This window comes from Pseudoalteromonas sp. P1-7a (assembly GCF_001401855.1).
Taxonomy (GTDB): domain Bacteria; phylum Pseudomonadota; class Gammaproteobacteria; order Enterobacterales; family Alteromonadaceae; genus Pseudoalteromonas.
This window is the reverse complement of record NZ_LKDU01000075.1, coordinates 1-1,209: the sequence shown is the minus strand read 5'-3', so window position 1 is coordinate 1,209 and position 1,209 is coordinate 1. Positions and strand designations below refer to the sequence as shown.

General features: G+C 45.3%; 1 protein-coding gene. It reads right to left on the bottom strand.

Translation table 11 applies throughout. From position 1 onward, the window contains the following. Window positions 1-24: 24 nt before the first annotated feature. Window positions 25-1,209, bottom strand: coding sequence for an elongation factor Tu (tuf, locus tag AN389_RS19485; protein WP_029773026.1), 1,185 nt, complete (start codon window positions 1,207-1,209; stop codon window positions 25-27).

The following is a 1,209-nucleotide window of genomic DNA, read 5'->3' as shown; positions in this document are numbered from 1 at the left end:
AGTATTAATTAGCTAGGCTAATTATTACTCTACGATAGTTGCTACAACACCAGCACCTACAGTACGGCCACCTTCACGGATAGCGAAACGAAGACCTTCGTCCATCGCGATTGGCGCGATTAGAGTTACTGTCATCTTAACGTTATCACCAGGCATTACCATTTCTACGCCTTCTGGTAACTGTACGTCACCTGTTACGTCAGTTGTACGGAAGTAGAACTGTGGACGGTAACCTTTGAAGAATGGAGTATGACGACCACCTTCATCTTTAGAAAGTACGTATACTTCTGAAGTGAATGTAGTGTGTGGCTTGATTGAACCAGGCTTAGCTAGTACTTGACCACGTTCAACGTCTTCACGCTTAGTACCACGTAGAAGTGCACCAATGTTCTCACCAGCACGACCTTCGTCAAGAAGCTTACGGAACATTTCAACACCAGTACAAGTAGACTTAGTAGTCTCTTTGATACCAACGATTTCAACTTCGTCGTTCACGTTGATGATACCAGCTTCAACACGGCCAGTTACAACAGTACCACGACCTTGGATTGAGAAAACGTCTTCGATAGGCATGATGAATGGCTTATCGATGTCACGCTCTGGCTCTGGAATGTAAGAATCTAGTGCTTCTGCAAGCTCAACGATCTTGTCTTCCCACTGCTTTTCGCCTTCAAGTGCTTTAAGTGCAGAACCTTGAATTAGTGGTAAGTCATCACCTGGGAAGTCGTACTCAGAAAGAAGTTCACGAACTTCCATTTCTACTAGCTCAAGTAGCTCTTCGTCGTCAACCATGTCACATTTGTTCATGAATACAACGATGTAAGGTACGCCAACCTGACGAGAAAGTAGGATGTGCTCACGTGTTTGTGGCATAGGGCCGTCAGTCGCAGCTACTACTAAGATAGCGCCGTCCATTTGAGCAGCACCGGTGATCATGTTTTTAACATAATCGGCGTGTCCAGGACAATCTACGTGTGCGTAGTGACGAGTTGGTGTATCGTACTCAACGTGAGAAGTTGAGATTGTGATACCACGCTCGCGCTCTTCTGGAGCGTTATCGATTGATGCGAAATCTTTAGCAACACCGCCGTATACTTTTGCAAGTACGTTAGTGATTGCTGCAGTTAGTGTAGTTTTACCGTGGTCAACGTGGCCGATTGTACCAACGTTTACGTGCGGTTTTACGCGTTCAAACTTTTCTTTTGCCAT